The sequence below is a fragment of the Dactylosporangium sp. NBC_01737 genome (assembly GCF_035963215.1).
Lineage (GTDB): Bacteria > Actinomycetota > Actinomycetes > Mycobacteriales > Micromonosporaceae > Dactylosporangium.
This window is the reverse complement of the sequence record NZ_CP109153.1, coordinates 1,649,342-1,675,831: the sequence shown is the minus strand read 5'-3', so window position 1 is coordinate 1,675,831 and position 26,490 is coordinate 1,649,342. Positions and strand designations below refer to the sequence as shown.

The 26,490-nt window shown below is 69.5% G+C and carries 14 protein-coding genes, 3 pseudogenes and 4 CRISPR repeat arrays (1 of these 21 running past the window's edge); of the genes and pseudogenes, 14 read left to right on the top strand and 3 right to left on the bottom strand.

Annotated features, from left to right (window positions below):
• Nucleotides 1-422: direct repeats of the CRISPR family, unit length 37 nt; unit sequence GCTGCGCCCGGCCTCCCGGCTGGGCGAGGATCGCAAC (it extends 1,313 nt beyond the left edge of the window).
• A 294-nt stretch (nucleotides 423-716) separates the two neighbouring features.
• From cas3 to OHA72_RS64560, 12 genes and pseudogenes are all read left to right on the top strand, one after another.
• Entirely contained in the window at nucleotides 717-2,978 is a 2,262-nt protein-coding gene (cas3, locus tag OHA72_RS07230) for a CRISPR-associated helicase Cas3' (RefSeq protein ID WP_327007069.1), read from the top strand.
• A gap of 907 nt (nucleotides 2,979-3,885) precedes the next feature.
• Nucleotides 3,886-4,575, top strand: coding sequence for a type I-C CRISPR-associated protein Cas5c (gene cas5c, locus OHA72_RS07225; protein WP_327011487.1), 690 nt, complete (start codon nucleotides 3,886-3,888; stop codon nucleotides 4,573-4,575).
• Complete coding sequence (gene cas8c, locus OHA72_RS07220; RefSeq protein WP_327007068.1) at nucleotides 4,575-6,401, top strand: type I-C CRISPR-associated protein Cas8c/Csd1; 1,827 nt, start codon at nucleotides 4,575-4,577, stop codon at nucleotides 6,399-6,401. The genes cas5c and cas8c overlap by 1 nt, the downstream gene beginning before the upstream one ends.
• The gene (gene cas7c / locus OHA72_RS07215; RefSeq protein ID WP_327007067.1) at nucleotides 6,398-7,261 is read left to right on the top strand and encodes a type I-C CRISPR-associated protein Cas7/Csd2; all 864 of its coding nucleotides are present in this window, start codon (nucleotides 6,398-6,400) and stop codon (nucleotides 7,259-7,261) included. The genes cas8c and cas7c overlap by 4 nt, the downstream gene beginning before the upstream one ends.
• Complete coding sequence (gene cas4 / locus OHA72_RS07210; RefSeq protein ID WP_327007066.1) at nucleotides 7,258-7,902, top strand: CRISPR-associated protein Cas4; 645 nt, start codon at nucleotides 7,258-7,260, stop codon at nucleotides 7,900-7,902. Before cas7c ends, cas4 begins: the two co-directional genes overlap by 4 nt.
• Complete coding sequence (cas1c, locus tag OHA72_RS07205) at nucleotides 7,895-8,923, top strand: type I-C CRISPR-associated endonuclease Cas1c (RefSeq protein WP_327007065.1); 1,029 nt, start codon at nucleotides 7,895-7,897, stop codon at nucleotides 8,921-8,923. The genes cas4 and cas1c overlap by 8 nt, the downstream gene beginning before the upstream one ends.
• A complete protein-coding gene (gene cas2 / locus OHA72_RS07200) occupies nucleotides 8,908-9,216 on the top strand; it encodes a CRISPR-associated endonuclease Cas2 (RefSeq protein ID WP_327007064.1) in 309 nt (102 codons plus the stop codon). Before cas1c ends, cas2 begins: the two co-directional genes overlap by 16 nt.
• A gap of 124 nt (nucleotides 9,217-9,340) precedes the next feature.
• Nucleotides 9,341-14,406: direct repeats of the CRISPR family, unit length 37 nt; unit sequence GCTGCGCCCGGCCTCCCGGTCGGGCGAGGATCGCAAC.
• An 81-nt stretch (nucleotides 14,407-14,487) separates the two neighbouring features.
• Nucleotides 14,488-16,287, top strand: coding sequence for an IS481 family transposase (locus OHA72_RS07195; RefSeq protein WP_327007063.1), 1,800 nt, complete (start codon nucleotides 14,488-14,490; stop codon nucleotides 16,285-16,287).
• Nucleotides 16,288-16,391: 104 nt separating this feature from the next.
• Nucleotides 16,392-17,016: a CRISPR direct-repeat array (repeat unit 37 nt; unit sequence GCTGCGCCCGGCCTCCCGGTCGGGCGAGGATCGCAAC).
• A 111-nt stretch (nucleotides 17,017-17,127) separates the two neighbouring features.
• Nucleotides 17,128-17,768: direct repeats of the CRISPR family, unit length 37 nt; unit sequence GCTGCGCCCGGCCTCCCGGTCGGGCGAGGATCGCAAC.
• 502 nt (nucleotides 17,769-18,270) lie between these two features.
• Entirely contained in the window at nucleotides 18,271-18,876 is a 606-nt protein-coding gene (locus OHA72_RS07190; protein WP_327007062.1) for a transposase family protein, read from the top strand.
• Nucleotides 18,877-19,555: 679 nt separating this feature from the next.
• Entirely contained in the window at nucleotides 19,556-20,500 is a 945-nt protein-coding gene (locus tag OHA72_RS07185) for a tyrosine-type recombinase/integrase (protein ID WP_327007061.1), read from the top strand.
• Nucleotides 20,497-21,597: a tyrosine-type recombinase/integrase gene (locus OHA72_RS07180; protein WP_327007060.1), complete on the top strand. Its 1,101-nt coding sequence runs from the start codon at nucleotides 20,497-20,499 to the stop codon at nucleotides 21,595-21,597. Before OHA72_RS07185 ends, OHA72_RS07180 begins: the two co-directional genes overlap by 4 nt.
• 26 nt (nucleotides 21,598-21,623) lie before the next feature.
• Nucleotides 21,624-21,899: pseudogene (locus OHA72_RS64560) on the top strand (ISL3 family transposase); the annotation flags it as partial.
• A 181-nt stretch (nucleotides 21,900-22,080) separates the two neighbouring features.
• Here the strand turns inward: OHA72_RS64560 and OHA72_RS07170 are convergent.
• Both OHA72_RS07170 and OHA72_RS07165 read right to left on the bottom strand, forming a co-directional pair.
• Nucleotides 22,081-22,698 (bottom strand): annotated as a pseudogene (locus OHA72_RS07170) (AAA family ATPase); the annotation flags it as partial.
• A gap of 228 nt (nucleotides 22,699-22,926) precedes the next feature.
• The gene (locus OHA72_RS07165; protein ID WP_327007058.1) at nucleotides 22,927-23,490 is read right to left on the bottom strand and encodes a Uma2 family endonuclease; all 564 of its coding nucleotides are present in this window, start codon (nucleotides 23,488-23,490) and stop codon (nucleotides 22,927-22,929) included.
• Between the two features lie 151 nt (nucleotides 23,491-23,641).
• Here OHA72_RS07165 and OHA72_RS07160 point away from each other — a divergent pair, with 151 nt between their 5' ends.
• Both OHA72_RS07160 and OHA72_RS07155 read left to right on the top strand, forming a co-directional pair.
• Nucleotides 23,642-24,859, top strand: coding sequence for a hypothetical protein (locus OHA72_RS07160; RefSeq protein ID WP_327007057.1), 1,218 nt, complete (start codon nucleotides 23,642-23,644; stop codon nucleotides 24,857-24,859).
• On the top strand, nucleotides 24,859-26,115 hold the full coding sequence (locus tag OHA72_RS07155; RefSeq protein WP_327007056.1) for a DUF6880 family protein: 1,257 nt from the start codon (nucleotides 24,859-24,861) through the stop codon (nucleotides 26,113-26,115). Before OHA72_RS07160 ends, OHA72_RS07155 begins: the two co-directional genes overlap by 1 nt.
• Before the next feature lie 14 nt (nucleotides 26,116-26,129).
• On the opposite strand, the pseudogene OHA72_RS07150 reads toward OHA72_RS07155, so the two are convergent.
• Nucleotides 26,130-26,480 (bottom strand): annotated as a pseudogene (locus tag OHA72_RS07150) (AAA family ATPase); the annotation flags it as partial.
• Nucleotides 26,481-26,490 lie beyond the last annotated feature (10 nt).

The window sequence follows — 26,490 nt, the reverse complement described above, 5'->3', positions numbered from 1 at the left end:
CCAGTTCTCGGACAAGGCTGCGCCCGGCCTCCCGGCTGGGCGAGGATCGCAACGAACAGGTCAGCGATGCCGTCAACCACGCCGTCCTGCTGCGCCCGGCCTCCCGGCTGGGCGAGGATCGCAACGCCCGGGTGGCCAGTGGGGGCCCGCCCGGCGGGAAAGGCTGCGCCCGGCCTCCCGGCTGGGCGAGGATCGCAACGACGTCACCTACTCCACCGAGCCTGACGCCTGGGACCACGCTGCGCCCGGCCTCCCGGCTGGGCGAGGATCGCAACCAGGTCATCCTGGCGGTGAAGCCGTGAAGGCCCGGCCGCTGCGCCCGGACTCCCGGCTGGGCGAGGATCACAACCTGGCGGTGGCGCAGTACGTGTCGGCGCGCTGGCACGCTGCGCCCGGCCTCCCGACCGGGCGAGGATCGCAACGAGGAGGCGTACGCCGAGGTCCACAACCTCGACGCCGAGCGGCGCCCGGCCTCCCGGCCGGCGAGGATCGCAACCACGTCACCGACGTTAAAGGCGAGTACGACGGCCTGCTGCGCCCGGCCTCCCGGCTGGGTGAGGGTCGCAATGCCACGGTCGAGCTGTGGATCTACGGCACCCGCGCCTGCTGCGCCTGGCCTTCCGCCCGGGGTGAGGATCACATCGTTGCCCGTATTATGTCCGCGCCTGCTAGGTCGCGCGCTGCGCCAGGGCATCGGGCCTCGGGAAGGGTTTCGTGTGTCTGGGTCGCTCTTGTGGGCGCATAGTCCCGCTCCGGGTAGTGGTCGTTGGCATGGGTTGCCGGAGCATTTGCGTGGGACGGCCGAGTTGGCCAGGCGGTTTGCGGTGGAATTTGGTGGCGGTGATGTGGCGTACTGGCTGGGTGCGTTGCACGATGTGGGCAAGGCCGGCTGTGACTGGCAGACGAAACTCGCGGCGGTTGCCGGTACCGATCGACCAGTGGGAATTGACCATAAGGCGTTGGGTGCTCGGATCGCGGTTGAGCGTGGGTTGGGTGCTCTGGCGGTCGCCGTTTACGGCCATCACGGTGGACTGATCGACGCCAAGACTCTGAACGCGGAGATGAAGGGCCGACTGGTCAAGAATGCGGCCACCGTCGCGTCTGCGGAGCGGGAGTTGCCCTGGTTGTTGCCGGATCTGCCGGCGGCTCTCGGAGGGCTGGTTCCGCAGGTGTGGCGGCAGGACACCCGGGTGGGAGAAATCGCAGCGCGGTTGTGCTTCAGCGCTCTGGTGGATGCTGACAGCCTCGACACCGGTGCGCATTTTCAGGGACTGCCGGCGCCGCGGGTCGGTGGGGACGCCGACTTCGATCATCTCTACCGGCTGTTCGAGCGGCGCCGGGGCGAGGACCTGGCCGGGCGGGGCGCCGCGCCGGTCGATTCGTTGCGTGAGCGGGTCTACGCCGACTGTGTCGCTGCAGCCGATCGGCCGCCTGGTGTGTTCCGGTTGGGTGCGCCGACCGGTGCGGGGAAGACGCTGTCCGGTGCGGGGTTCGCGTTGCGGCATGCCGCAACGCATGCCAAGCGTCGGGTTATCGTGGCGGTGCCGTTCCTGACGATCACCGAGCAAAACGCGGGCGTGTACCGGCGGATGCTGGACGAGCCGGGCCGGGCGCCGGTGGTGCTGGAGCATCACAGTCAGGCGAACTTCGATGACGGGCAGGCGGGTCGCTGGGCGCGTCTGGCTGCGGAGAACTGGGATGCGCCGTTCGTGGTCACGACGTTCGTGCGGCTGTTCGAGTCGTTGTTCGGGCGGAAGCCTGCGGCGATGCGTCGGGTGCACCGGCTCGCGAATTCGGTGATCGTGCTAGATGAGGTGCAGGCGTTGCCGCATCAGATGCTGGCGCCGATCCTCGACGGGCTCCGGGTGCTGGTGCAGCATTTCGGGACGACCGTGCTGCTGTGCTCGGCGACGCAGCCGGAGTTCTGGGCGTTGGACGAGTTCAGCGACGTTGCCTGTACCGATCTGATTCAGGACACCCCGAAGCTGGTCAACGACCTGCGGCGGGTCCGGTTCGAGTGGCAGATCGAGCCGAAACCGACCCTGGCCGGCATCGCTGAGCAGGCGGCGGCCGGCGGCTGCGGCCTGGTGGTGACCAACACGACCGCTGATGCGAAGACGGTGTTCGATCGGTGGCGCGACACCGAAACCGAGGGCGTGGCTTGGCACCTGTCCACCCGCATGTGCCCGGAGCATCGGCAGCGGGTGCTCACGCAGGTACGGCGGCGGCTCCGCGACGGCGAACGGGTCCTGCTCGCAGCGACCCAGCTCATCGAAGCGGGTGTGGACGTCGACTTCCCCGCGGTGTTCCGTGCGCTGGCTCCCGCCGACTCGCTGCTGCAGGCGGCCGGCCGAGCCAACCGGGAAGGACTGCTCGCCAGCGGGCGGGTGGTCATCTTCGCGCCCGCTGACGGCGGACAGCCGCCGGCGTACAAGACGCTGGTCGACTGCACGAGCCGGCACTTCGGCCCGGGCAAGAGCAACCCGGACGACCCGACCGTCCTGCCGCGCTACTACAGCGACGTGTACGACGCGTTGAACCTCGCCGACAGCCACCACGTCGGCCAGCGCATCCAGCAGGCTCGCGACCTGTGGGCGTTCCAGACCGTCGCCGACGGCCCGCTCGATGCCGGCACCGGACGACGCGACGCGAGACTGGCATTCCGGATGATCGACGACGACGGCATTTCCGTCGTCACACCGCAAGGCGCCGAGACACCCGAGCGGCAGCAGGAAGTCCAAGCCCTCATCGACCAGCTGCGGCGTGATCCTGTGCCGGACCTTGCCAAACTACGTCTGCTGCAGCCGTACACCACGACCATTCACCCGAGCGCGTTACGGATCGCAGGTGTCAGTGCGTTGCTGCGGCCGATCCTCGGTACTGATGTCCGCCGAGGTGCACTGGTCGAGTGGTGTGGCGAATATGACCGTCGCACCGGTATCGACTTCGATCCCAGACTCGAGGACTTCGTTCTGTAGATTGAACATCTGCGTGGTGGGTGCAGCGTTGACCGGCGCCTGATCACGCCAAGAATGAATGCAATGCGCCGATCGCGAAGATGGCTGCCACTACGCCAGCTGCCAGACCCTGAGCGGCTCCTACCGATACACCCAGCACCGTGCTGAGACCCAGAATGACTGCCCAACGTAGCGGTAAGCGCTGCGGGGGTCCGGCGTCATACTGCGACCGACGTCGCTGAGAGTTAGTTCTCCGAACTGCCGACATCCAGTTCCCTTCGGCTATCGACTAATGGGGAACCCGGCGGTCCGCTGTTCGAGCGGCGGGCCGTCCCATACGTGGCGGCTTCCACCAGGATCGGCTTTCGCTGATGCTGTGTGACGGGGGAACCATCGCATACTCAACGTAGTGATCGCGATAGCGCCAGCTTCCATGAAGTTTGAACCGTGGTAGGCTGCCGAAATGCAGCCCGGTCGGGCCGGAACCCGCATGGTCCACTTGGGTCGATGCTGACTTCCAGCGTTCGGGCTGGACGCTGCGTCACGTCACGTTGACGTGGCGAGGATCGCAACATGGAAGCTGGGGCGAGCGCCGCAGGAAGCAGATCGGTGTGGGCCGGGCGCCGCCCGGCCCACACCGATCGGTCCGCCCGAATTGGCCGCGGGAATGCTTGACTGGAATTCCCCTGCCTGGCTGACTAAAAGCACCGCCTCGCCCCGCTGTCCGATGACCGGGTATCGCCGAGGTGACTCGGTCAATCCTGATCTTCCGAATCGATGATCAGGAGTTCGATGTCAAAAAGTGTCGTACCCATCGTGGATGCTTGGCGTCGACTGAGGGTCAGCCGCTCCGGACGGGCATGACCCGTGCGATCTGTGGTTCTTGTTGTTGGTCTTGATTGGAGGTACCCGTGTCGTGACGACGGACGTGGTCAATGGGCTGGTTCTGCGTCGTAGCCCTGACGGAGATCTTCCGGTGGTGGTGCAGGTGAGCGGGGAGTCCGCGCTCTTCTCACGGCCTGAGTTGAAGGTGGAGCGGGTCAGTTATCCGGTGATGACGCCGTCCGCCGCTGTCGGTGTGTTGGAGTCGATCTTCTGGAAGCCGGAAATCCGCTATCAGATCGTGGCGGTCGAGGTGCTCAAGCCGGTCCGGCAGTTCACGGTCAGGCGCAACGAAACCTCGGATGTGGCGCCGCTGGCTGAAGCGATCAAGGGCGCTCGGCGGGTGGATACGGCGGCGAGGCGGGATCAGCGCAACGCGGTCTGTCTGCGGGACGTGGCGTACCGGATCCATGCCCACATCGATCTTGCCGCGCATGCCGACAAGCCGGTTGCCGCGTATCGGGACCAGTTGCGCCGGCGGGTGCGTAAGGGTGCCTGCTTCCAGCGCCCGTACCTCGGTACGCGGGAGTTCAGCGCCGACTTCGGCTGGCCGGATGACACGCCGCGCTGCGTGACGGTCAACGAGGAGGTCGGCATCATGCTGCACTCGATCCGGCGGGACGGCCAAGGTGGGCAGCCGCGGATGGAGTGGTTCGCCGCCCGGGTCGAGGCCGGGGTGTTGTACGTGCCGGAACGCGGGATCGAGCTGGCGCTGCCAGAAGGCCAGGTGGTGTAGTGCTGCTGCAACGCCTCGTTGAGTACGCCGACACCAGCGGCGAGTTCATCCCGCCGTTCTACGCCTACAAACCGGTCCGGTGGACCCTCGACATCAACGAGGACGGCACCCCAGACGGCGGGTTCACCGACACCGCCGACCGGTCCGACCCGCAACGCAGATTCGGCACTGCCCGCCTCGTCCCAGCGGTGACCCGTACCGTCGGGATCGCGCCCGCGCTCGCGGTCGACAACGCCGAGTACCTGTTCGGCTGGCCCTCCGAGGGTGCGAAGCCCGATCGGGTGGCGAAACAGCATGACGCCTTCCGTGACCTGGTCAGGCAATGGGCGGCAGCCGAGCCGGACAGCCCCGCGCAGGCCATCGACGCGTTCTACCGCAACGGCCACCATCAGGCGCTGCAATCGCCGGACGGCTGGAGCCGCGGTGACCTGATCGGGTTCCGGGTGGCCGGGACCCACGCGGCTGAATCCGGCGCGGCGAGGCGCTTCTGGGCCACGGTGGCCGGGGACCGCAAGAGCTCCGGGCACACCGGCCGCTGCCTGGTCTGCGGCCTGACGCAGCCGCTGCTGAAGACGATCCCGCAGCAGATCCCGCGGCGCTTGCTGCCCGGCGCCACCCAGGGCGCGTCACTGGTCAGCGTCAACGAGGCGGTGCACGGCTACGACCTGCAGAAGTTCCTGATCCACACGCCGATCTGCGCCGACTGCGGCCTGAAGTTCATGTCGGCGCTCACCGGGCTGCTCGCCGACCCCCGGCACAGCACCACCCTGTCCGGGCAGAACGCCCGGCTGGCCTGGTGGGTCCTGGGCGGATCCACGTTCGACCCGTGGGCCACGCTCGACCAGCCCGACGAAGCCGCCATCCAGCACCTGATCGCCAGACCGGTGACAGGCTCGACGAGCAGCGTCGATGACCTGTCGACGTACTGCTCGGTGACGGTCGGCGGGAACGTCGCCCGCGTCGTGGTCCGCGACTGGGTCGAACAGCCACTGGCCACCATCCAGGACAACATCGCCGCCTGGTTCCTCGACTGCGAGATCGCCGATCAGTGGACCGGCGAAACCGTCCACCCCCGCATCACCCAGCTCGCCCGCGCGGCCGGCCGCTGGCAGCCCGGCCGCAACGGCGCCAACGGCACCTGGATGAAGTTCGGCGCCTCCGGCGAGGACCGCCCACCAGACCTCTTCCAAGGTCTCCTCGGCGCAGCTGTGCTGCACCGGCCATTGCCACCGAAGCTGCTCAACCACGTCATCAACCGGATCCGCGCCGACGGCCGGCTCGACGCCGCCCGCGCCGCCCTGATCCGGCTCGGGCTACGCCGCCACCCAGGACTGCCCGACCCCGACCGAGAAAGGCTGACGCCGACCTTGAATGTGGACAACAACGCACCGCCGGCCTACATCTCCGGCCGGATCTTCGCGGTCATGGACGACCTGCAACGCACCGTATCCAGGATCGCCGACCAGAACCTGAACACCACCTTCGCCGAGCGCTACTTCGCCCGGGCCGTCGACAACCCGCAGGTCGTGCTGGTCTCCGGCCGGCGCAACGTCACCGCCTGGCTCAAACGCCTCCGCGGGCCGCTGCGCCGACCAGGCTGGGCGGCCGCGTACGAGCACCGCCTCGACGACCTCTTCGCCCAGCTCGACACGATCCCCGCCAGCGCCGTGCTGACCGGCAAGGCCCAGTTCATCCTCGGCTACCACCAGCAACGCGCCGCCATGCGCGCCGAACGCAACGCAGCAGCCGCCAAGCGACAGCAGACCGACCTGCCCCCGGAGCCCGACGAGCAGGCACCGACGCCCGACGAAGGAGACGACGCATGACCGCCGCCCACCTGGACCCGACCCGCCGCCACGACGCCGTGCTGCTCTTCGACGTCGCCGACGGCAACCCCAACGGCGACCCCGACGCGGGCAACCAGCCACGCACCGACGACGAGACCGGGCAGGGCCTCGTCACCGACGTCGCGATCAAACGCAAGATCCGCGACACCGTGTCACTGCTGCGCGGCGACGACCCCCGCTACGGCATCTTCGTCGAGGCCGGCCACGCCCTGAACACCCGCATCCAAGCCGCTCTCACCGCCAACCCCGGCAAGGCCGACGACGCGCAGCAGTGGCTCTGCCAGCACTACTTCGACATCCGCATGTTCGGCGCCGTGCTCAGCACCGGCAAGGGCGGCGGCGCCGGCCAGGTCCGCGGCCCGCTCCAGCTGACCTTCGCCCGCAGCATCGACCCCATCCTGCCGACCGACCACACCATCACCCGGGTCACCCAGACCCGCCAGGAAGACGTCGACAAAGGCGAACGCACCGAGATCGGCTCCAAATGGACCGTCCCATACGGCCTGTACCGCGCACACGCGTTCTTCTCCGCGCCTCGCGCAGGCAAAACCGGGGTGACCAGCGAGGACCTCGCCGCACTCTGGCAGGCCATCAGCATGATGTTCGACCACGACCGCGCCGCCACCCGCGGCGAGATGAAACTCTGCGGACTGTACGTGTTCAGCCACCCCGACGCCCTCGGCGTCGCGGCGTCCGCCAGCCTCACCCAGCGACTCACCCTCGCCCGCACCAACCCCGACAAGCCCCCCCGCGCCCACACCGACTACACACGGACCTGGGCCGGCGCACCGCTACCCGACGGCGTCGAACTCACCAAACTGGTCGACCTCTGGCCGTGACCGAATACTCAGAGGCGGACAGCGGCCTCCGCGAGGTGCCGCTGTCCGCCCTGGAACACTACGACTACTGCCACCGGCAGACAGCCCTGATCCATGTCGACGGCGTCTGGTCCGAGAACGCCGAAACGGTCCGCGGCGACCTCAGCCACACCGTCGTCGACCTGCCCGGCATCCAACGCCGCCGAGGCCTCACCACGATCCGATCGTTGCCGGTCTGGAGCGACATCCACGGCCTGCGTGGCATCTGCGACGTCGTCGAGTTCGAGAACCGCACCGCCACGCCCGTCGAGTACAAGGTCGGCCGCCACCAGCCCGGCGGCCCAGCCGAGTTGCAACTCGCGGGACAGGCGCTCTGCCTGATCGAGGCCGGCTTCGACGTACCGACCGGCCACATCTACTCGGTCACCGAACGACGGCGGCACCCCGTACCGATCACCCCTGTCCTGCTGGACCGGGTAGTCCATGCCACCGCCGCCATACGCGAAATCCTGGCCGCCGCGACACTGCCGGCGGCACGAAACGACGCCCGCTGCCGCAGGTGCTCGCTACGCGAGGACTGCCTGCCCGAGCTGACCGACCGACGTCGGCGCGTCGAACCTGACCTGTTGACCCCGCGACCACTGGGACCGTGGAGTGACTGAACTACTCAACACCCTCTACGTACAGACCCCGGGCACCAGCCTCCACCTCGACGGCGACACAGTACGGGTGTTCCACCCCGACCAGACCGGACGCCGCCTGCTGCCGCTCGTCCGCCTCGACCACCTGGTGCTCTTCACCGGCGTCACCCCCACCGACGATCTGCTCCTCCGCTGCGCAGACGATGGTCGATCCGTGAGCTGGCTGACCGGTAGCGGCCGTTTCCGGGCCCGGATCGTCGGCCCGATCAGCGGCAATCCACTGCTGCGCCAAGCCCAGCATCGGGCCGCCGACGCTGTCGACCAGCGGCTACAACTCGCCGTTTCCATGATCGCTGGCAAAATACACAACTCCCGCCAGGTGCTGCTGCGCGCGGCCCGAGACACCTCTGGTCACCGGCAGACGGCCTTGCGCGCCAGCGCGGAACTCATGGCCGAACGGCTCGCGTTGCTCAGCAACGTGGCGAGCGCCAACGAAGTGCTCGGCGTCGAGGGCATCGCCGCCCGCGACTACTTCGCCGCAATGCCCTACCTACTGACCAACAGCAGCGAATGGAACGCGTCAGGACGAACGAAGCGTCCCCCGACCGATCCACTCAACTGCCTACTGTCCTTTCTGTACGGGATGCTCCGGGTTTCCGTCCAGGGCGCACTGGAGCAGGTCGGCCTGGACCCGTATATCGGCTTCCTCCACGGCGTACGTCCGGGCAAGCCGGCGCTCGCGCTGGACCTGATGGAAGAGTTCCGGCCGCTGCTCACCGACCGGCTCGCAATCACCATGCTCAACCGCCGCGAGGTCGCCCGGAACGACTTCGAACAGTTACCGAACAGCGGATACCGACTGACCGACCTGGGTCGCAAGACCGTGCTGCAGGCATGGCAACAGAGCCGTCAGCGAAACTGGCGCCACGCCCAACTCAACCGAGATGTCCCCGCAGCGCTGTTACCACTGGTCCAAGCCCGGCTCCTCGCCCGTCACCTACGAGGCGATCTGGACACCTACCAGCCGTGGACGGTGAACTGACCGTGGACCTCCTGGTCACCTACGACGTCGAAACCGTCACCCCGCAAGGCCAACGCCGGCTACGCAACGTCGCGAAGATCTGCGAAGCGTACGGGCACCGCGTACAGAAATCAGTGTTCGAAGTCGTCTGCCGAGACGTTGACAAGATCCGCCTCGTCGCCGCGTTACATGCCGCCATCGACCCCCTGCAAGACAGCGTTCGGATCTACCGACTCCCCGCCAACGCGCTCGACGAAGTCGAACATCTCGGCAGACCCCGCGCCATCGATCCGCGCGGCCCGCTAGTGATCTAGGAACCGTAGGCACACATGCGATTGCCGCAGGTTCCGAACCGAAAATTCGGACAGAACCCTGCAAATCCAATGTCGAGATTGGGTGAGGCAATCGTTGCATAGCTATTTTTACTGTTCGTGAACCGCTGCGCCCGGCCTCCCGGTCGGGCGAGGATCGCAACGTGAGCCTCGGCGTGGGCGCGCACGCCGTCCTGAACGGCTGCGCCCGGCCTCCCGGTCGGGCGAGGATCGCAACTGGACCTACCCGGAGGCCAGCATCCGAACGGACCCCTAGCTGCGCCCGGCCTCCCGGTCGGGCGAGGATCGCAACGAACTGCTTCGGGTCCCGGGTGCCCGTGCCGTCGGTGGCTGCGCCCGGCCTCCCGGTCGGGCGAGGATCGCAACCCCACGTTCAGGCCGGCGTCAGCGATGACCCCGGGCAGGCTGCGCCCGGCCTCCCGGTCGGGCGAGGATCGCAACGATGAATTTCGGCCGGCTCGCGGTCGTGACGAAGAAGCTGCGCCCGGCCTCCCGGTCGGGCGAGGATCGCAACTCACCACGCCACCACCGCTTGTCGTCACCCCGCCACGCGCTGCGCCCGGCCTCCCGGTCGGGCGAGGATCGCAACTGGAAGTGGCTGTTGGCGCCGAGGGTGGAGCCCCACGCTGCGCCCGGCCTCCCGGTCGGGCGAGGATCGCAACGTCAGCGTTCGCCGCGGCCCGGCTCAACGCACTGGCTGCGCCCGGCCTCCCGGTCGGGCGAGGATCGCAACCGCCTGAACCGCGGCGATCGCCGCCGAACGCGTGTGCTGCGCCCGGCCTCCCGGTCGGGCGAGGATCGCAACCGCCAACCCCTCGACCAGGACGCGCCGCTGCCGAGCGCTGCGCCCGGCCTCCCGGTCGGGCGAGGATCGCAACGAGTTGATGGTGACGCTGTCGGTGTAGACACCGACGCGCTGCGCCCGGCCTCCCGGTCGGGCGAGGATCGCAACCTCAGCGGTCGTCGTGGTCGGACACGCAACCAACCAGCTGCGCCCGGCCTCCCGGTCGGGCGAGGATCGCAACGTGGTGACCGCCGGGGCGGGCACCTGCGCGACCGCGGCAGCTGCGCCCGGCCTCCCGGTCGGGCGAGGATCGCAACCCATCCACCATGAGTTGGTGCCGCCCGACGTGCGCGCGGCTGCGCCCGGCCTCCCGGTCGGGCGAGGATCGCAACCCGACTCAGAGAATCTCACGCAAGCCGGTACCGGATCGCTGCGCCCGGCCTCCCGGTCGGGCGAGGATCGCAACTCGAACAAGAAGCCGCGGCCGGGGATCGGCAGGAAGCTGCGCCCGGCCTCCCGGTCGGGCGAGGATCGCAACGCGAAGACGGCGCTGCCGCCGAGGGCGTCGGTGAGGCGCTGCGCCCGGCCTCCCGGTCGGGCGAGGATCGCAACGCGACGACCCAGGCCCGGGACGACTACCTCAAGGTGCTGCGCCCGGCCTCCCGGTCGGGCGAGGATCGCAACCGCATGGCGTCGCCGATCGACGCCTCGATCGCCTGACGCTGCGCCCGGCCTCCCGGTCGGGCGAGGATCGCAACGTCAAGGCCGGCGCCGGCAGCGCCGCGACCGACGAGCTGCGCCCGGCCTCCCGGTCGGGCGAGGATCGCAACTCCCTGCCGTGGTACCGGCCGCCGCAGGTCCGTTCGGCGGGCTGCGCCCGGCCTCCCGGTCGGGCGAGGATCGCAACAACTGTGCCTACGCTGACTGCGGTGCCTACTCCCACCGCTGCGCCCGGCCTCCCGGTCGGGCGAGGATCGCAACCATGCGACCTTGCAGCAGCTCGCGCAGCACGCAGCCGGCGCTGCGCCCGGCCTCCCGGTCGGGCGAGGATCGCAACCTGCACTGCACGCCGGCGGGCACCCTGCAGCGGGGGCTGCGCCCGGCCTCCCGGTCGGGCGAGGATCGCAACCGCCCAACGGCCAGCCCTGCCCGCCGGTCGGCCGGATCGCTGCGCCCGGCCTCCCGGTCGGGCGAGGATCGCAACCGGGACATCACCGCGACGTCACAGGCCGACCGGGACCGCTGCGCCCGGCCTCCCGGTCGGGCGAGGATCGCAACTTCGGCCAGCCGGCCGGCTTGAACACGTACGCGATGAGCTGCGCCCGGCCTCCCGGTCGGGCGAGGATCGCAACTCCAGGTCGACGCGGAACTCCGCGGTGCGCCGGGAGGCTGCGCCCGGCCTCCCGGTCGGGCGAGGATCGCAACGACCGGGTCGCCGACATCGCGAAAGAAGCCGGCCAAGGCTGCGCCCGGCCTCCCGGTCGGGCGAGGATCGCAACGGTCCGACTCGCCGCGCATCGACCGGCGGTGCACGGCTGCGCCCGGCCTCCCGGTCGGGCGAGGATCGCAACGGCTCGAAGCGGAAGCCGAAGGGCGACGACGCAGGGGCTGCGCCCGGCCTCCCGGTCGGGCGAGGATCGCAACCTCCGGGTCGCGCCACGGCTCTTCGGACCGGCCGAATGCTGCGCCCGGCCTCCCGGTCGGGCGAGGATCGCAACGAACTGGTAGTGCCCGTAGTTGTTGGAGCACCGGGTGACGCTGCGCCCGGCCTCCCGGTCGGGCGAGGATCGCAACTCCAAGGTCGCGGAGCTGACGGTCCGCGCCGGCTGGCTGCGCCCGGCCTCCCGGTCGGGCGAGGATCGCAACGCCCGCCGCGGCGTCGGCAACCTGTCGGAACGCGCGCTGCTGCGCCCGGCCTCCCGGTCGGGCGAGGATCGCAACTTAGCCCCGAACGCTGCAAGGCGGGCGGGGCTTTGGCTGCGCCCGGCCTCCCGGTCGGGCGAGGATCGCAACCCCTGTATGCGGGCGCGTTCGACGTGACCGAGGCCGCTGCGCCCGGCCTCCCGGTCGGGCGAGGATCGCAACGGTACGGTGTCCAACGTCCTCGGGGCGGCGCTGCAGCGCTGCGCCCGGCCTCCCGGTCGGGCGAGGATCGCAACGACTGCTCGGGCCTCATGCAGTACACGTTCGGCAAGCTGCGCCCGGCCTCCCGGTCGGGCGAGGATCGCAACCGCCCTGCTCGGTCTGCTCGTGCACCTGGGCGGTGAAGCTGCGCCCGGCCTCCCGGTCGGGCGAGGATCGCAACACCGTCGGGGGGTCATTGGGCATGGAAAGACTGGTTGGCTGCGCCCGGCCTCCCGGTCGGGCGAGGATCGCAACGGACCAGTACCGCTGCAGCTCCTCCGACGCGTACCGGAGCTGCGCCCGGCCTCCCGGTCGGGCGAGGATCGCAACCGGTTCCGGGCCCGGGACAAGGACCGCTGGCCCGAGCTCGCTGCGCCCGGCCTCCCGGTCGGGCGAGGATCGCAACCTCAACAACGCCATCCGTGACGCCAGCCGGTTCGCGCGGCTGCGCCCGGCCTCCCGGTCGGGCGAGGATCGCAACTACTCCCATGACCAGATGCGGCAGGCGTGGGGCGGCAGCTGCGCCCGGCCTCCCGGTCGGGCGAGGATCGCAACTCCGTTAGGGGTCGGAGGTTTTCGGGGGTGTGTGTGGGCTGCGCCCGGCCTCCCGGTCGGGCGAGGATCGCAACAAGTACGTGTACCGGGCCGGCGAGCCGATGGGCAAGCACGCTGCGCCCGGCCTCCCGGTCGGGCGAGGATCGCAACCGACTTGGTCGTGGTGCATGGTCCTCCGATCGGCGGCGCTGCGCCCGGCCTCCCGGTCGGGCGAGGATCGCAACCGCAAACGGCTTGTTGACGTCGAGCCCGTTACGGTTGCTGCGCCCGGCCTCCCGGTCGGGCGAGGATCGCAACGCCCATGGGACGAGGCCGCCCTGCACGAGGTTCACTTCGCTGCGCCCGGCCTCCCGGTCGGGCGAGGATCGCAACCACGTCCCCGCGGACGTCGAGCTGGCAAACCGTCGCGAGCTGCGCCCGGCCTCCCGGTCGGGCGAGGATCGCAACGCCGTACGAGCAGCTGGCGAGCGAGAACCGGCGCCGGTGCTGCGCCCGGCCTCCCGGTCGGGCGAGGATCGCAACCCCCAGCCGCGTATGGGCTGGCAGGTCTGCGGGGGCTGCGCCCGGCCTCCCGGTCGGGCGAGGATCGCAACTGGTCGATGAGCCCGTAGTAGGGGCTGAGCGGGTTGTCGGCTGCGCCCGGCCTCCCGGTCGGGCGAGGATCGCAACACCTCGGCGGCCGATCGGGTGCGGAGCGGCACATGCCCGCTGCGCCCGGCCTTCCGGTCGGGCGAGGATCGCAACTCGTACGGGTCGTGCGGGTTGGGCAGGTAGGCGAGGAGCTGCGCCCGGCCTCCCGGTCGGGCGAGGATCGCAACACCAGCCGGATGACCTTCGGCGACAGCGCCTCCATGGGCTGCGCCCGGCCTCCCGGTCGGGCGAGGATCGCAACACCGAAACCGCCGACGGGCTCCGGTCGCAGATCTACGCTGCGCCCGGCCTCCCGGTCGGGCGAGGATCGCAACCTTGCCTGGTCGGCGATGCAGCGCACGGGGCTCACCGGCTGCGCCCGGCCTCCCGGTCGGGCGAGGATCGCAACCTGCCGCGCGGCGCTGCGGCAGCCGGCACCACCCCGGGCTGCGCCCGGCCTCCCGGTCGGGCGAGGATCGCAACAGGTTGCTGCGGAAGCTGTCCCACATGCCGCTGAAGGCTGCGCCCGGCCTCCCGGTCGGGCGAGGATCGCAACGTCGAGTAGTCACCAGCAACCTTGCGCACCTTGCCAAGCTGCGCCCGGCCTCCCGGTCGGGCGAGGATCGCAACACCGACACCGTCTCGGGACCCTGCTCCAAAATCTGCGCGCTGCGCCCGGCCTCCCGGTCGGGCGAGGATCGCAACTCCTGGTACAGCGCTGAGGGCATGGAGGACCGCCCGTTGCTGCGCCCGGCCTCCCGGTCGGGCGAGGATCGCAACACCTTCGACGCGGAGCAGACCGCCAACAACCCGTGATGCTGCGCCCGGCCTCCCGGTCGGGCGAGGATCGCAACACGCGGGCTTCGGACAGGTCAAGGTCAGAACCGGCTACGCTGCGCCCGGCCTCCCGGTCGGGCGAGGATCGCAACGTTGCCGTACCAAGGCAGTCGGGGCAGTCGACGTCGAGCTGCGCCCGGCCTCCCGGTCGGGCGAGGATCGCAACCTGCAGGGCAACGGCACCCTGGAGATCGACCTGGGCGCCGCTGCGCCCGGCCTCCCGGTCGGGCGAGGATCGCAACCCGTGTCGTGTGGAGTTTCACGACAAGGTGGACGTTTTGTTGTAGGCACATCCTGGACATGGTGGTGTCGTTGGTCCGCTCGTGACTTCGGACAAGGCAGTCGATGCGTCGGGTCGGTCGTGGCAGGTTGAGCATCGCTATCGGGCGGTGCTGGAGGTCCGCAACGGGTCACCGGTGGTCGAGGTGGCGTTGCGGTACGGGGCGTCACGGCAGTCGGTGTATACGTGGAAGGCGCGGTACGAGCTCGAGGGCCTGGCCGGGCTTGAGGAGCGGTCCCGGCGACCACATCACAGCCCACACCGGCTCGCCGCCGAGATCGAGGCGCTGGTGTGTGAGTTGCGGCGCTCGCACCGACGGTGGGGTGCCCGGCGGCTGGTGTTCGAGCTCGCTCGCCGCGGTGTGACGGGAGTGCCGTCGCAGGCCACGGTGCATCGGGCGTTGGTCCGTAACGGTCTGGTCCAGGCCGAAGAGCAGCACCATCCGCGCAAGTACAAGCGGTGGCAGCGGGAGACTCCGATGCATCTCTGGCAGCTGGATCTGGTCGGCGGCCTGTATCTTGCCGACGGGCGGGAGTTCAAGCTGCTGACCGGGATCGACGACCACTCCCGGTACGTCGTCGTGGCCGCGGTGCTCGCCGTGCCGAACGGGCGCGCGGTATGCGAGGCGTTCACCGTCGCGATGCACCGCTATGGCGTTCCGTCGGAAGTGCTGACAGACAACGGCAAGCAGTTCACCGGCCGGTTCACCAAGCCGATGCCGGCGGAGGTGCTGTTCGAGCGGGTCTGCCGCGAGCACGGGATCACCGCCCTGCTGACCAAGCCGCGCTCACCGACCACGACCGGGAAGATCGAACGCTTCCACCAGACGCTGCGCCGCGAACTGTTGGACGAGGCCGGCCCGTTCGCCGACCTCCCGGCCGCGCAGGCGGCCGTCGACGCGTGGGTGCACGCCTACAACCACGTCCGCCCGCACCAGTCGCTGAACATGGCCACCCCAGCAAGCCTGTTCCAGCCCCGCCAGCAGCAGCCCCACACGTCGACCGCGCCGGCAACAGGGCCGGCACCAGGGCCGACACGGCCCGCTCCGCTGCCGCGGCCACCCGCCGCGTCGACGGCGCCGTTGCTGCCCGCCGGCGTCAACGCAGTCGAGTTCGACACCGTCATCGCCGCGTCCGGGGTGCTCAACGTCCTGCCACGGGCGCAGCGAGTCAAGCTGGGCCTGGCTCACGCCGGGCAACTCGCCCATGTCTGGGCCGACGAACACAGCGTCCACGTCCTCATCGGCGGACAGCACGTTCGGACGGTCCCGTCGAGTCTGTCCACAGAGGACATCCACGAGTTGCGGCTGCGCGGCGCTGTCCCGGCCGGGCCGCCACCGGCCAACCCCGCCACCCGCAACCGTCTGCTGCCTGCCGGCGCGGCCGTCGAGGTGGACCGCACCGTCAACGCCGACGGCAGCATCACGCTCGGCGGACACGCCCTACTCCTCGGCGCGCACCTGGCCGGCCGCCGTGTCACCGTCCGCCTCGACGGGCACCTCGTCCACGTCGTCGCCGACGGCGCCCTCGCCAAGACGCTGCCCTCACCCATTCCCGTGGAGCAGCGCGGACAGCTGCGCGGCGCCCGGCTTGCCACCGGGCAGATCGCCGCCACCCCGATCGGTCCGATCCAGGTCGAACGACGAGTCCCGGCCGACGGTGTCGTCATGATCACCCGGCAACGCATCCGCGTCGGCCGCACCCACGCCGGGAAGATCGTCACGATCTTCGTCGAGGACACTCACTTCCGAGTCGTCCACAACGGCGAGGACCTCGCCCTACATCCCAGACTCGAGAACCGGCCCGTGACAAGGTTCAGAGCCTACGGAACGACGCGGACCTGAACCCGATCATGTCCATGATGTCCCACGAACAATCTGTCAAGCATGTCGCGACACCGCACACGACACAACCCGACATGCCGCCCCTGCGGCGGCAACCGCGGCAGGCTGCGCCCGGCCTCCCGGTCGGGCGAGGATCGCAACAGGTACGTCCAGCACAGGACGCCGTTGTCCGGGCCGGCTGCGCCCGGCCTCCCGGTCGGGCGAGGATCGCAACTATCTGGCCTGGAACGCACTGCTGCAAAAGGACCGGTGCTGCGCCCGGCCTCCCGGTCGGGCGAGGATCGCAACGACATCATGACCGTCGGCACCGACAGCTTCAGCGACACGCTGCGCCGGCCTCCCGGTCGGGCGAGGATCGCAACGAGCGGGTGTGGCTCAACCGGCGGCGCCAGTCCGGGCTGCGCCCGGCCTCCCGGTCGGGCGAGGATCGCAACACATCGTGGCGGCACCACTCGCCGGGGCCGTGCTCTGCTGCGCCCGGCCTCCCGGTCGGGCGAGGATCGCAACTCCGGAACCCATGTCGGTGCCGTACGTGCTGAACAATGCTGCGCCCGGCCTCCCGGTCGGGCGAGGATCGCAACCTCCACTTCAGACGGTTCTTGGCGTGGCCGACGTGCCGCTGCGCCCGGCCTCCCGGTCGGGCGAGGATCGCAACCTCCACTTCAGACGGTTCTTGGCGTGGCCGACGTGCCGCTGCACCCGGCCTCCCGGTCGGGCGAGGATCGCAACCAGTACAGCCACACCAGTCCGCCGGCAGCGAGCGCAGCGCTGCGCCCGGCCTCCGGTCCGGCGAGGATCGCAACTTCGGCACGGCCGCCCAGTCGCTGGCCGGCGCCACGGTGCTGCGCCCGGCCTCCCGGTCGGGCGAGGATCGCAACACGAGAGAAGGGTCCACGATGGACGAGTGCACCACCTGGCTGCGCCCGGCCTCCCGGTCGGGCGAGGATCGCAACGCCGGCTCGGCGGCGATGACCGTGCGGGCGTCCGGCGCTGCGCCCGGCCTCCCGGTCGGGCGAGGATCGCAACTACAAGGAGGGGCGCTACCTGTACCCGGGCCTGCGCCGGCTGCGTCCGGCCTCCCGGTCAGGCGAGGATCGCAACATCGGCGTAACTGGCGATGGCAATGAGCGTGGGGAACGCTGCGCCCGGCCTCCCGGTCGGGCGAGGATCGCAACAGCCATGACGGGCCCACTCCCTAGATCGTCGCGTGGCGCGCTGCGCCCGGCCTCCCGGTCGGGCGAGGATCGCAACTGCTTCGGCCTCGGCCTGTACAACGGCGGTGGCACGCAGTCGGGCTGCGCCCGGCCTCCCGGTCGGGCGAGGATCGCAACGGCGAGTACCTCACCGTCGACAAGTACGGCCCGCAGGCGCTGCGCCCGGCCTCCCGGTCGGGCGAGGATCGCAACACGGCCAGAACGCCCGCGGCGAGCTCGGCAACGTCGACGCTGCGCCCGGCCTCCCGGTCGGGCGAGGATCGCAACTACGCCGCAGCGTCGATGGTGTCCCCGACTCCCGGCGCTGCGCCCGGCCTCCCGGTCGGGCGAGGATCGCAACTCGGCCTCGCTGAGGATGCGTGCTGCGCCCGGCCTCCCGGTCGGGCGAGGATCGCAACCGCCAGCCGGCCGTCCGTTCGCGCTGGACCCGCTTGGCTGCGCCCGGCCCCCCGGTCGGGCGAGGATCGCAACAGCATGCGCGTCCGGTACGTCGATGACAGTAACTTCGTGGCTGCGCCCGGCCTCCCGGTCGGGCGAGGATCGCAACGACATCGGCGGCCCGGACAGGCGTACCTTCCCGACTGTCGTCGCTCATGAAATTCGGTTCTGTCACATGAAGCGTGGCGAGGCGGTCGAGTGCCGTGGCGTCCGATCGGTGGGCCAGGACTCTTTGATAGTGTCGATTGTGGACAAGTTCGCGGTTTCAGCAGGCCAGAGTGTTTGACCAGCAACGCTTTGCGGATGGTCCGTAGGCCGCGATCATGTCGCGGTGCATGATCAGACAGTTGGCGGGTTCTTCTTGCCGCACCTGGCCGGTGTCGTGGTGGAGCGGGTGGAGTCCGCCGCTGCGGGCACCGTCCTGTTCGTCCGGGCCCGCGCGGCCGCCGTGTCGTGCCCGGTCTGCGCGACGGTGTCCACCTCGGTGCGCAGCCGCTACCAGCGGCGGCTGACGGACACGCCGGTCGGTGGCAGGCCGGTATGGCTACTACTGGACGTGCGCCGGTTCAACTGCCGTACCGCCGGCTGCGCGACCCGGACCTTTGTCGAGCAGATCCCCGGCCTGACCGCCAGACGCCGGCAGCGCAGCCAGCCCTCGCAGCAGCTGTTGCACGGCATCAGCGCCGCCCTGGCCGGCCGTGCCGGCGTGCGGCTGGCGGCCAGGCTCACGATGGGCGTGTCTCGGAGCACGCTGCTGCGGCTGCTGCGCAGCGAGCCGGAACAGACGCTGACCACGTCGCCTCGCGTGCTCGGCGTCGACTTATCCCGACCTTGGGATTATCCCGCGGTGGTCGAGCCTGGGGCCGGAGGTGCGGGTGGCGCCCTGGTTCCGGAGGTCGTGCGGGGCATGGTGGTCGGGATAATCGCACGGTTGTAGCTTGCGGTCGCCGCGGCTGAGGCTGTCCTTGTCGGAGCGGAGCGCTTCGGAAAGGGGCAGGTGAGATGGCTCAGACGTGGGTTCATGACGACGGACCGTTGACGGCGTTCGTCGATGGTTACCGGTGTCTGCTGGGGCGGCGCGGTCACTCCGCCAGGTCGGTGAGGGATCACGTATCGCTGATGGGCTGGCTGGACCGGTGGCTTGCGGCCGGCGGAGTCGGCGTTGAGGAGCTGACACGGGATCGGGCCGAGGTGTTCCTCGTAGATCAGCGGGCGGCCGGGCGGCGACGGATGCCGACGATGCGGATGCTGGCTCCGCTGTTGGAGTATCTGCAGGACTTGCATGTCCTACCTCCGGCGCGGCCACCGGAGGCGACCGCCCTGGATGACCTGCTGGGTCACTACGGTCGTTATCTGGTCGGTGATCGGGGGTTGGCGCCGCTGACCGTGGTGCGGTATCAGCGGATGGCCAGGCGTTTCCTCGCGGACCGAGCGGCCGGGCGGCGTGCTGGTCGAAGGTCTGGACGCCGACGAGGTTCATGGCTATCTGTTGCAATGCCGGTCCCGGCTGGTACTCGAGTCCGCCAAGCGGGAAGCTGCCGACCTGCGGTCGCTGCTGCGGTTCCTGTATTTGCGGGGAATGACGGTCACGGATCTTGGAACGGCGATGCCCGCCGGTGGCGGGCTGGAAGGACGCCCGGCTGCCCGAGACGTTGACCAGTGCGCAGGTGGCTGCGCTGCTGGCCGGGTGCGACCGTTCGACATCGGCCGGGCTGCGGGATTTTGCGATGCTCTGCCTGCTGGGCCGGCTGGGTCTGCGCTCGGGCGAGGTCGCCGCGCTTCGGCTGGACGACATCGACTGGCGTGCTGGAGAGCTCCTGGTGCGGGGCAAGGCACGGCGCGAGGACCGACTGCCGCTGATCGTCGAGGTCGGTGAGGCGCTCGCCGCGTATCTGCGCGGCGGCCGCCCGGTCTCCTTCCGCAAGCAGTGGCGGCCTCCGTTCATCTATCAGCGCGCCGACATCGAGATGCTGATGGCCCACGCCGTTCAGGTCATCCGTGACCCGCTGCGAGCGGCCAGCTATCACACCCTGATCGGCCTGCTCGCGGCCACAGGCATGCGCGTCGGTGAGGCGCTTCGGCTGCACCGCAGCGACATCGACTGGGACGATGGTGTCATCACGGTGCTGGCCTCGAAATTCGGCAAGCCCCGGGAGCTTCCCCTGACCGCGTCGACCATGCAGGCTCTCGCTCGGTATGCCGAACACCGTGACCACGCCCAGCCCCGGCCGTCAACGCCGACGTTCTTCGTGTCCACAGCCGGCACCGCCGTTCGCTATCCCCACTTCGGCGCGCAGTTCCGCCGACTGGTGAACGCCACCGGCGTCGGCGCCACCTCACCGACCCGACCTCGCATCCACGACCTGCGGCATTCGTTCGCGGTCCACACGTTGATCGCCTGGTATCAAGCCGGCCACGACGTCAATGCCATGCTGCCGCGGCTGTCAATCTATCTGGGCCACCGCGACCCGGTCTCCACCTACTGGTATCCGTCGGCCGCGCCCGACCTGCTCGCGCTGGCCGCGGCCCGGCTGCAAGCCGTCCAGGAGGCCCGATCATGACGTCGCTCGCCCCGACCCTACAGCTGTTCTTCACCGAGCGACTGACCCGACAACGCCAGGCCAGCCCTCGCACGATCACCGCCTACCGCAACACGTTCCGGCTCCTGCTGCGGTTCGTGCAGGACCACTCCGGCAAAGCTCCGTCCGATCTGGACTTCGCCGACCTCGGCACCGACGTGATCTCCGCCTTCCTGGATCATCTCGAGACCGACCGGCACAACAACGCCCGCAGCCGCAACGCCCGGCTGGCCGCACTGCGCTCCCTGTTCCGCTACGCCGCCCTGCGGCATCCCGAACACGCCCAGCTCATCCAACAAGTCCTGGCCATCCCCCAGAAACGCTTCGACCGGCACACCACGGTGTCCCTCCTGACCGCCGACGAGGTCGACGTTCTGCTCGCCGCCCCGGACACCAGCCGCTGGGAAGGCCGCCGGGACCGCGCCCTGATGACCCTGGCCGTCCAGACCGGTCTGCGCCTGTCCGAACTCATCGGCCTCAACAACAGCCACGTTCAACTCGGCACCGGCGCACACGTGCGCTGCACCGGCAAAGGCCGCAAACAACGCTGCGTCCCGCTCACCGCCTCCACCACCGCGGTGCTACGGGTCTGGCTCCGCGAACGCGCCGGTCTGCGCGAGGACCCTCTCTTCCCGACCCGCACCGGGCGGCGGCTCAGCGACGACGCCGTCGAACGCCGCATCACCGTCCACAAGAACCGCGCCGCGCAGCAATGCACCTCCCTGACGGCAAAGAACGTCACGCCGCACGTCCTGAGGCACACGACCGCCATGTCGCTCCTGCACGCCGGCGTCGACACCGCGGTGATCGCACTCTGGCTCGGCCACGCCGACACCCGCTCGACCCAGCTCTACCTCCACGCCGACATGACCATCAAAGAACGAGCCCTCGCCCGCACCACACCACACCACCAACGATCAAGCCCGGCCGATACCGCCCCACCGACAACCTGCTCGCCTTCCTGGAAAGTCTGTGATTATCCCGACCACCATGCCCCGCACGACCTCCGGAACCAAGGCGCCACCCGCACCTCCGGCCCCAGGCTCGACCACCGCGGGATAATCCCAAGGTCGGGATAAGTCGACTTATCCCGACGTCGGGATAAGTCGATGATTTCGCCCTGCGCCGAGGACAGGTGTATGCAACGATCTTGCTCGATATGGAGACCCGCCGGCCGGTTGATGTGCTGCCCGACCGGGAGGCCGGCATCCTTGCCGCGTGGCTGCGGACCCATCCGGGCGCCGAGATCATCTGCCGGGACCGGGCCGGCGCCTATGCCGACGGCGCCCGCACCGGTGCTCCGGACGCGATACAGGTGGCTGATCGGTGGCATGTCTGGCACAACCTCGGCGAGGCGGTCGAGGCCGTCGTCGTCGCCCACCGCGCCAGCCTGACCGACCCACCCGCCGAGACCGCCGCGCCATCCACACCGCAACCCGAGTCTCGAGTCCAGCTGGGCCGCTACATCGCCGCGCTCGGCGGCACGCTGAAGCTCATCGCCGACTTCGGTGATGAGCAACTCAAGGTGGCCTGACTCCGGTCTGGCCGGCAGTGTGTCAATTTCCGGGGTTGGGGTTCCCGGTGCCGGGCGCGCCCTGCACGCAGATCGACTCCTCCAGCTCGGCCCGCACCAGCTCGTCCTGCTCGGGCTGGATCGTGGCGACGATGTCCCGCATCGGTCCGACGCGGGGCCGCTCGATCTCCTCCAGCAGGATCCGGCTGGTGCCGAGCTCCTCCCCGGCGCGCAGGTGCTCGTCCTCGAAGCTGGTCAGCGCACCCTTGACGAACCCGAACCGCCGCCGGGTCTGCACGTCCTGCGGGTCCTTGACGCTGGCCTGATAGAACTTCCGCGAGATCGGCGCCCGCCAGTCGAGCACCATCGGCTCCCCGGCCACGTCGGTGACGTGCCGTCGGCCGACGTGGAACCGGCCGCCTTCGTCGGCGTCGACCGCCTCGATGTCCAGCTTGCCGAAGAACAGGGGAGTGTCGGGGCTGTCGGCCAGTTCGGCGATCCGCCGGGCCAGGTGGCGGCCGAGCGTCTCGGCCGCGAACGGATCCCCGGCGACCTGGTCACCGGTGGCGAAGAGGTCCTCGGCATGCTCGCGCATCCGGCGCAGGGCCTTGCGTGAGGCTTCCAGGTGCGCTCGCTCAGCGGCGAGCTCGTCTTCCAGTGCGGGCACGTTGATTTCCTTCAGGGGAATCTCAGCTGCTGCTCGCTCGCGTATCCAGGGCAACCCGGCGCGTCGGGACGTCCGCTGCGGTGCCTACCTCACCGCGGCCGTCAAGCGGCCAACTATATTACGCCTCGCTGCGGCGCGACTCCACCAAATTATGGACAGCTTGTGGTGCCTGTATCGAAGGGTAGAGAGCGTGAAAGCAGCCGACCGCTACCTGCCCGCCAGAGTCGACTACCAGTCCAGCAACGTGTTCGGATCGATCTGGAAGGTGAAAGACCCGTCGAATGCCAGCGTCTGGCCTCCGGCCGCGACTGCATGTGTCACGTAGTGCTCACCCTCGAGACGGAACAGCCGGAGCGTCACCGACTCGAAGTCGGCCAGGTCCGGCTCCACCAGCAGATACCAGCCGATCCGTGCCACGGCATAGAAGTGCATCTTCTGCACTCGGTCAGTCGACGCATTGCTGGGTGAGACGATCTCGCAGATCAGGACAACCTCTGAGGCGTCGACAATCCCGCTCTTCGGGTCGGGGCTGGCAACCACCAGGTCCGGTATGACGATGCGGCTGCTACCCAAACGGACGTTGGCCGCTTCATACGCCCTGAGCCCGGCCGCCCGAGCGGCTGGACGGATCACGGACATCAAGAGAAAAGAGATGTCCTGATGGGGAAGGCTCGGCGCCGGACTCACCCACAAACCTCCGTCGATCAGCTCGACCCGATTGGGTGTCTCACCGAGCGCGAAGTATTCATCTTCGCTCCAAGGCCCGAAGTGATCGAGCACGGCCACGCTCACACGACTCACCTCCTAGCTGGTGCGACACAAGTCTGCCATGCGAACGGTCCCGGCGACGATGGCCGCCGCGTCGAGCCTGGTCGCGCCGCCTCATGGCGAGTCGTAATGTGCTTCGGATCGGACGGTCGAGTCTCGAGTAGGATATTCGGCCATGTCACCGGTCTCGCGTGGTCGTAAGCCGAAGAAGCGCAAGAAGTCCGGAGGTGGTCGGAAGCCTCTGCGGGGGTCGCCGTTCGCCACGGATCTGCTTCGGCCGGTCGGGCGTCCGGATTGGTTCGATCCGGCGCTTGCCGCCGCCGTCGCCGAGACGGCCGGGTTGGTCCCTGCGGACAGTCCACGGGCGCTGGAGGAGGCGACAGCGCGTTTGATCGGGGCACAGTTGCATGCTGCCGACGGTCTGGGTGCCACGCGGTACGGTGCCTGGACGGAGGAGTTGGTCGGTGTGCTCGCCGATCGGGTCCTTGAAGGGGAGGCGGAGTCGTGGCTGGGTGCGTGGTACTGCCTGCACGGTCTGTTGTCGATCGCTCCCGCCGGGATGGCGGAGTGGGTTGGCGAGGTCGTCGGGGAGTTGCGCCCGTCGCTGCCGCAGGAGGCCAGGGCGCAGCTTCCGGGCTGGCTGGCGGACATGCCGAAGGTGTCGGCGACGGGTGAGCTGTGGCGGTTGATCGACGTGTACGGCGGCCGGGTCGGGTTGATTGCCGGCTTCCGCTATCCGGAGCCGGCTGAGCCAACGGTTTACCTGCTCGACCTCGACATCTCGGGCTTCCCCGTGTTGGCCTCCGCAGGCGTGCACGACAACCTTCAGCAGGCTGCTGCGGCGTGGCGGGACGAGGTGAGGCCGGCCGCGGTGAACGCTGAGCCTCGTCTGGTTGATGACGGAGCAGACCTCCAGATGCTGACGCATTGGGACATGGGTGAGCTGTTCGTTACGGGCAACGAGCCGCGCACTGTGATGGACAACTGGTACCGATCCCAGCGTCGCGTCGATGACCTGATCGAGGCGCTCGCACGGCGTGGAGTGGTGCTACCGCCGTCGCGCTCGCTGGCTGCTGACCTCGACGTAGAGCCGGCGGTCAAGGCGTTCACCGTGTGGTACACGGCTCGCCATGGGCAGGCTCCCGCGCCCGAGCCGACCGAGGCGCTGGCGGCGGAGTGGCTGGAAGGCGCGCTGCCCGGCACGGAGCACGCTGTGTCGCCGCGTCGGGTGCAGTTCTTGCTGCAGTTGGTCGGCGACTGGATGGACGACGACATCGCCGGTCGGGTGCGCGAACTGCTGCCCGAGTGGATCCATTGGAACGCGGCCGAGACCGGTCTGCCCGCCGAGTTCGTTGAGGCTTCCTTGGCGGCGGCCGCGGCTGGCCCGCACTGATGCAGATACAGATGCCATCGGGCTCAGTCGATGACCTGGCCGGCCTGGTGGACCGGCTCCGCCGCGATCGCCGGACGGATCCGTACCGCGGACGGCAGGAGTATTCGCACGCGGCCCGGGATCTGACGGATCGGTGTGAGGCGCTGATCGACGCCGGTGAGGCGGTGACGGTGGTGCCGGTGCTGCGCAAGGCGGCCGACCGGATGACGACCGCACTGATGTACATGGACGACTCGTCCGGCATCGTCGGGGACGACCTGCAGCGGATCATGGACCTGTACGCACGGGCCTGCGTCGCGGCACCGCCGAACCCGAAGCGGCTGGCCAGTTGGCTGGTGAAGGTGGAGTGCGACGGTCCAGGATGGCCGCGGATCCTGCTGCGCGACTTCGCTCCGGCGCTGGGTGCGTCCGGTCTGGTCGAGGTGGAGCACTTGGTCGCCGAGCGAGCCGAGACTGCTGATCCGGAGTCGTGGTCGGGGCAGTTCGCGATTCGGGGCCTGCGGGAGCAGTTGGCCGAGGTGTCCGGTGATGTCGACCGCTATGTCCAGGTGCTGGCCGAGCATCTGGCGAGCGCGGTGCAGTACGCACGCATCGTGGACGCGCTGTGTTCGGCGGGCCGGTTGGTCGAGGCGGCCGCCTGGGCGCGGCGTGGGTTGGCGGAGAAGGTCGGCTGGCCGCACACGGATGAGCTACGCAACACGCTCGTGGGATTACTCCTCGAAGAAGGCCAAATCGAAGAGGCGCTTGAGATGCGCCGTGCCGATTTCGAGCGGAATCCGACGCTCGCCTCCTACCGAGCATGGGTGAGCACGTCGGCGCAGGCCGGCGTCGCTGACCCGACGTCGGCGGCGGTGGAGCGGCTGCGGCGGCGCGCCACTGAGCAGCCCGCCTACATGACCGAACTGGTGGACATCCTGGTGGCGACTGGCGCACACGACGAGGCCTGGACTGTCGGCAAGGCCGACCCGAACCGGCTGGGCCGGCAGCGGTGGCTCACCCTGCTCGCACAGCGGAGCAGTGTCGACCCGGCTGACGTGATTGAGCCGTACCAGGACCTCGTCGAGGTGCAGGTGAGAGACAGCGGCGACAAGCACCGGTACCGGCGGGCGCTGCCGCTCATCTCGGCCCTGCAAGCGGTCTGCCGGGCAGCTGGTCAGGACGATCGGTTCGCCGCTTATCTGATCGACTTTCGCGAACGGCACCGCCGCAGGCCGACGTTGATCAAGACGCTCGACGGCGCCGGTTTCGGCGCATAGGCAGTGTGTCAGTTTCCGGGGTTGGGGTTCCCGGTGCCGGGCGCGCCCTGCACGCAGATCGACTCCTCCAGCTCGGCCCGCACCAGCTCGTCCTGCTCGGGCTGGATCGTGGCGACGATGTCCCGCATCGGTCCCACGCGGGGCCGCTCGATCTCCTCCAGCAGGATCCGGCTGGTGCCGAGCTCTTCCCCGGCGCGCAGGTGCTCGTCCTCGAAGCTGGTCAGCTCGCCCTTGACGAACCCGAACCGCCGCCGGGTCTGCACGTCCTGCGGGTCCTTGATGCTGGCCTGATAGAACTTCCGCGAGATCGGCGCCCGCCAGTCGAGCACCATCGGCTCCCCGGCCACGTCGGTGACGTGCCGCATCCACCGATTT

Excerpts from the sequence above, each read along its gene's own strand:
- cas7c (WP_327007067.1), top strand. The coding sequence starts at position 6,398 with ATGACCGCCGCCCACCTGGACCCGACCCGCCGCCACGACGCCGTGCTG.
- OHA72_RS07180 (WP_327007060.1), top strand. The coding sequence starts at position 20,497 with ATGACGTCGCTCGCCCCGACCCTACAGCTGTTCTTCACCGAGCGACTG.
- OHA72_RS07160 (WP_327007057.1), top strand. The coding sequence starts at position 23,642 with ATGTCACCGGTCTCGCGTGGTCGTAAGCCGAAGAAGCGCAAGAAGTCC.
- OHA72_RS07155 (WP_327007056.1), top strand. The coding sequence starts at position 24,859 with ATGCAGATACAGATGCCATCGGGCTCAGTCGATGACCTGGCCGGCCTG.